Below are 5,999 nucleotides of genomic sequence, written 5' to 3' on the forward strand. Positions count from 1 at the left end.
CCGCAACCCCACCTCATCCCGCGCCGACACCACCACCGGCACCACCGGAAGACCCTTCCCCCGCTCCAACTCCAACTCCTCAACGACCGCCGGCGCCTCCTCCAAAATCACGTGCGCGTTCGTGCCGGAGATCCCGAAGGACGACACGCCCGCGCGGCGGACCCGCTCCCCGGCCGGCCAGGGCTGCGCGTCGGTCAGCAGCCGGACCGCGCCCGACGTCCAGTCCACGTGCGAGGACGGGGCGTCCACGTGCAAGGTCGCCGGCAGCACCTCGTGCCGCAGCGCCTGCACCATCTTGATCACCCCGGCCACACCGGCCGCGGCCTGCGTGTGGCCGATGTTCGACTTCATCGAGCCCAGCCACAGCGGCCGGTCGGCGTCGCGGTCCCGGCCGTACGTCGCCAGCAGCGCCTCAGCCTCGATCGGGTCACCCAGCCGGGTGCCCGTGCCGTGGCCCTCGACCGCGTCCACCTCGTCGGGCCGCAGCCCGGCCACGGCCAGCGCGTTCCGAATGACCCGCTGCTGGGCGGAACCGTTCGGCGCGGTCAGCCCGTTGGAGGCGCCGTCCTGGTTGATCGCCGAGCCGCGCAGCACCGCGAGGACGCGGTGGCCGTGCCGGTGGGCGTCGCTCAGCCGCTCGACCGCGATGACGCCGGCGCCCTCGGCCCATCCCGTGCCGTCGGCCGCCGCCGCGTACGCCTTGCAGCGGCCGTCGGGCGACAGGCCGCCCTGCCGGGAGAACTCGGCGAAGATCCCGGGGCTGGACATGACGGTGGCGCCGCCGGCCAGTACCAGCGAGCACTCGCCCTGCCGCAGCGCCTGCGCGGCCAGGTGCAGCGCCACCAGCGACGACGAGCACGCGGTGTCCACCGTGACAGCGGGCCCCTGCAGGCCGAGTGTGTAGGCGACCCGGCCCGAAGCGACGCTGGGGCTGTTGCCGGTCAGCAGGTAGCCGTCGTACCCGTCTGCCTGCTCGTGCAGGCGCGGGCCGTAGTCCTGAGCCATCACCCCGGTGAACACGCCGACCTGGCCGCCGCGCAGTGTGGTGGGGTCGATGCCGGCGTCTTCCAGCGCCTGCCAGGCCGTTTCGAGGAGCAGCCGCTGCTGGGGGTCCATGGCGGTGGCTTCGCGGGGGCTGATGCCGAAGAAGTCCGGGTCGAACTCGTCCGCGTCGTAGAGGAATCCGCCGTTCCTGGTATACGACGTGCCCGACCGGCTGCGGGCCGGGTCGTACAGCGCCGCCAGATCCCAGCCGCGGTTGCGGGGGAACTCCCCGATCGCGTCGCGGCCGCCCGCGACGAGCTGCCACAGCGCCTCGGGCGAGGTCCCGTCGCCGGGGTAGCGGCAGGCCATGCCGACGATCGCCAGCGGCTCCGCGCTCGCCGCCACCTGCCCGGCCGGCTGGTGGGCGGCCGTGTCCCCGGCCAGTTCGGTGCGCAGGTGGCGGGCGAGGGCGTCCGGCGTCGGGTGCGCGAACACCAGCGTGTCCGGCAGTTCGAGGCCGGTGGCGGCGGCGAGCCGGCTGCGCAGTTCGAGCGCGGCCCCCGAGTCGAGCCCGAGGTCCTTGAAGGTGCGGGTGACGTCGACGGAGTGCGGTGTCGCGTGCCCGAGGGTGATGGCGGTCGCCTTCTGGACGACGTCCACCAGGTCCTCGACGCGGCCGAAGGGGTCGGCGGCGGGCTGCTGTTCGGGGCGGTCCGGTTCGGCCGGCCGCGGCTGGACCGTTCCCGCCGGGCGCGGCAGACCGTCGGAGTCGGCCGGGACGCCGAACCAGTAGCGCTCGCGCTGGAAGGCGTAGGTCGGCAGGTCGACCACGCGGCCGGCGCCCGGCGCCGGCTCCCAGTCGAGCGCGCCGCCCTGCACGTAGTACTGGCCGACCGAGGTGAAGAACTGCCGGAGGCTGCCGTGGCCGCGGCGGAGGGTTCCGGTGACGAGCGCGTCGGTGACCTCCGCGGCCCGCAGCGTCTCCCCGATGCTGCCGACCAGTCCCGGGTGCGGGCTGGTCTCGACGAAGGCACGGTTGTGGTCGGCCAGCGCGGCCCGGACCGCGGACTCGAACTCGACGGTCTGGCGCAGGTTGCGGAACCAGTAGGCGGCGGTCAGCTCGGTGGTGTCCAGCAGGTTGCCGGTGACGGTCGAGTAGAAGGCCAGCTCCGAGTGCCGGGGCCGGATCGAGCCGAGGAGCCGCATCAGGTCCTGCTCGATGGCGTCGACCTGCGGCGAGTGGGAGGCGTAGTCGATCGGGACCTCGCGGACGCGGACGCCGTCCGCCCGGCAGGCGGCCATCAACTCCGCGAGCTCGGCGGGGTCGCCGGAGACCACGGTGCTGCCGGGGCCGTTCACCGCGCCCACGCCGAGCAGGCCGGTGCGGCCGGCGATCCGGCGGCGGACCGCCTCGACCGGCTCGGCCACCGACACCATCCCGCCCAGCCCTGCCACGGCCTTGAGGGCCTGGCCGCGCAGCGCGACGACGGCGGCGGCGTCGGACAGGGAGAGGGCGCCGGCGACGTGCGCGGCGGCGATCTCGCCCTGGGAATGCCCGATGACGGCGTCGGGGGTGACGCCCTGCGCCTGCCAGAGGCGGGCCAGCGCGACCATCACGGCGAACAGCACCGGCTGTACGACGTCGCCCCGGTCCAGCGACGGCGCCCCGGGCACCCCGCGCAGCACGTCGGTCACCGACCAGTCCTGGTACTCGGCCAGCGCCTTCGCGCACGCGTTCAGGTGCTCGGCGAAGACGGGTGAGGTGCCCAGCAGTTCGCGGCCCATCTCGGGCCACTGCGAGCCCTGTCCGGGGAAGACGAAGACGGTGCCGCCGACGGCGCGGGCAGTGCCTTCCACCACGTTCGCCGCCTGGTCGCCGGCTTCCAGGGCCGTCAGCCCGGCGCGGAACTCGTCGTGCCCGGCGCCGAGGACGACGGCGCGCTGCTCGAAAGCCTGGCGGGTGGTGGCGAGGGAGAGGCCGGTGTCGGCGGTGGGCACGCCGGGCCGCGACTTGACGTGCGCGCGCAGCCGGCCCGCCTGGGCCCGCAGCGCGGGCGCGGTGCGGCCGGACAGCGGCCAGCCGTGCGCGGCGACGTGGTCGGCGGGAACAGCCGACGGGGCGCGCGTGCCCGGCTCGGCCGTCGCCCCCTCGGCCGCCGGCGGCTCGGCCACGATGAGGTGGCAGTTGGTGCCGCCCATGCCGAACGAGCTGACCCCCGCCACCAGGCGGTGCCGCTCGTCGGGCCACGGCCCCTGCTCGGTCGGCACGCTCAGGCCCAGCTCGTCCAGCGGGATGGCCGGGTGCGGCTTCTCGAAGTTGAGGCTGGCCGGGACGCTGCGGCGCCCGATGCTGAGCAGCACCTTCAGCAGCCCGGCGACACCGGCGGCACCTTCCAGGTGGCCGATGTTGGTCTTCACCGAGCCGACGAGCAGCGGCCTGTCCGCCGGCCGGCCCGCGCCGAGCGCGGCGCCCAGCGCGGCCGCCTCGATGGGGTCGCCGACCCTGGTGCCGGTGCCGTGCAGTTCGACGTACTGGACGTCGTCCGGGCGGACGCCGGCCGCCTGGACCGCCAGCCGGATGACGTCGCGCTGCGCCTGCTCGCTGGGGACGGTGAGGCCGTCGGTGAGGCCGTCGTTGTTGACGGCGCTGCCCAGGATCAGGCCGTGGATCCGGTCGCCGTCGGCCCGCGCCCGGTCGGCGTCCTTGAGCACGACGACGGCGCCGCCCTCGCCGCGGACGAAGCCGTTGGCGCGGGCGTCGAAGGTGAAGCAGCGCCCGTCCGGGGACAGCGCGTTGAACTGCTCCGTCATGGCGGTGCTGCCCGGGTCCAGCATGAGGTTGACCCCGCCGGCCAGGGCCAGGTCCGCCTCGCCGCGCCGGATGCTCTCCGCGGCCAGGTGCACCGAGACCAGCGAGGAGGACTGTGCGGAGTCCACGGTCAGGCTCGGCCCCCGCAGGTCCAGGGTGTAGGAGACCCGGTTGGCGATGATCCCCCGGTTCAGGCCGGTCAGCGTGTAGCGGGAGATGTCGCCCTGCTGGCGGGCCATCAGCGTGGCGTAGTCGCTGGCGATGCTGGCGGCGAACACGCCCGCGCGGCCGCCGGCCAGGTCGGCCGGCACGATCCCCGCGTCTTCCAGGGCCTCCCAGCACAGCTCCAGCATGACCCGCTGCTGCGGGTCCATCGCCGCCGCCTCGTTCGGGGAGACCCCGAAGAAGGCGGCATCGAACGTGTCGATGCCGTCGACGAACCCGCCCGGCCAGTCGGCCCCGTCCGGACCCGAGGTCCGGTTCCGGACGGACGCCTGCCCGATGGCGTGGCGGCCGTCGCGCAGGAGTTCCCAGAGTTCCTCCGGGGTGGAGGCTCCCGGCAGCCGGCAGGAGATGCCGACGATGGCGATTTCCGCTCCGCTGCCAGTGGGGGATTCAGTCATCACTATCTCCACAGAGGTCCGACTACTGCCAGGACCGGAGCCGGGAACGATTCCGGTGTGCTTTCGGTCAGCCCGTCCCCCCGGCGGCCGTCGTGCACGGCTCGCCGGGCACGACGGCCGAAGCGGAGCGGTACCGCCTTCGAGGTCAGCCGAGGGTCACGGGCAGGTTCTCGTACCCGCGGATCGTCAGGCGGTCCCGCCGGGTCGGCTCACCGGCCGGCGCGATCTTCGGGAACCGTTCCATCAACTCGTCGAATGCCACGCTGCCTTCGAGCCGGGCGAGCGGCGCGCCGAGGCAGTGGTGGATGCCGGCGCCCATCGACACCGGCTGGATGGCCGTGCGGGTCGGGTCGAAGACGTCGGGGTCGGAGTAGCGCTTCGGGTCGCGGTTGCCGGCGCCGAGCGCGAGGAGCGCCCACTCGCCCATCGGGATCCGCGTGCCGGCGATCTCCGCGTCCTCCCGGGCCACCCGGGCGATGAGCTGGACGGGCGAGTCGAAGCGCAGGACCTCCTCGACGAAGTTGTCCGCCGCGATCTCCTTCGCGTGCAGCCCGGCGGCGACCTCCGGGTGCTGGAAGAGCAGGTTCAGCCCGTTGCCGAAGATGTGCGTGGTTGTCTCGATCCCCGCGGCCAGCACCACGCCGAGGTTGCAGACCAGCTCCTCCGCGGTCAGCGGCGCGTTCTCCTGGTCGGTGATCTGCACGACCGCGCTCACCAGGTCGTCTCCGGGGTCGGTCCGGCGCTTGGCCACCAGCGCCTCGAAGTACGTCTCGAACTCCGCGTACGCCGTGTCGGCGATCGCGGTGTCCTCCTCGGTCGGCGTGACCTCGAAGACCAGCGTCCAGTCGTTGGCCAGCTGCTTGAACCGCGGCCAGTCCTCCTTGGGCATGCCGAAGAGCCCGCCGACCACGCCCACGGACAAGTTGAAGGCGAACCGGTCCATGAAGTCGACCGAGGAGCCGTCCGACGCCTCGTCGGCCATCTCGTCGAGCAGGTCCCTGGAGATCTGCCGGATCATGGGTTCGAGGGCGGCGACCCGGCGGGCGCTGAACGCCCGCGCCATCACGTCGCGCATCCGGGTGTGGTCCGGCGGGTTGGTGTCCAGAATGCTCTTGGTCAGCGCGATCACCGACGGGTGCAGCTTCCACTCGGCGGCCGTGAACAGCCGGTTGTACCGGTCGTCCCAGGGGCCGAACTCGCTGGCCCGCAGCGTCTCGTTGATCGCGTCGTATCCGGGTACCATCCACAGCTTGTCGCCGAGCGGGGCGACCGGGCCCAGCCCGTGCGCGGCGGCGTAGTGCGGGTAGGGGTTGTCGCGGCCCTCGGGGGTGAGAAGTTCCCCCAGAATCTCGTTTGCGTCCATGCGCTGACTCCTCAAGTTGCCTGTTCACGGTGGCTGTGGGGCCGGGAGCGGTCGTACGGCGGGTTCCCGGAGCCGGCCGAGCCGGCGCCTCAGACCCGGATCACTGGTTGGCGAAGCGTTCTTCGAACTCGGCCATGGCTTTGCCGTAGATCTCGACGTCGGCTGCGGTGTAGCGGGCGAGGGTGTCCTCGATCTCCTGCTTGCCGTAGCGCTCTTCCAT

At 73.3% G+C, this 5,999-nt stretch carries 2 protein-coding genes; both read right to left on the bottom strand.

Translation table 11 applies throughout. The features are described 5' to 3' along the window. A partial coding sequence (locus FCI23_RS53630; RefSeq protein ID WP_136731439.1) for a type I polyketide synthase occupies positions 1 to 4,416 on the bottom strand: 4,416 nt, incomplete at its 3' end. Positions 4,417 to 4,561: 145 nt separating this feature from the next. Then, positions 4,562 to 5,779 carry a cytochrome P450 gene (locus FCI23_RS53635; RefSeq protein WP_136731440.1) on the bottom strand — a complete coding sequence of 406 codons (1,218 nt, stop codon included), beginning with the start codon at positions 5,777 to 5,779 and terminating at the stop codon, positions 4,562 to 4,564. Positions 5,780 to 5,999: the final 220 nt, after the last annotated feature.

The organism is Actinacidiphila oryziradicis, from assembly GCF_005047355.1.
Lineage (GTDB): Bacteria > Actinomycetota > Actinomycetes > Streptomycetales > Streptomycetaceae > Actinacidiphila > Actinacidiphila oryziradicis.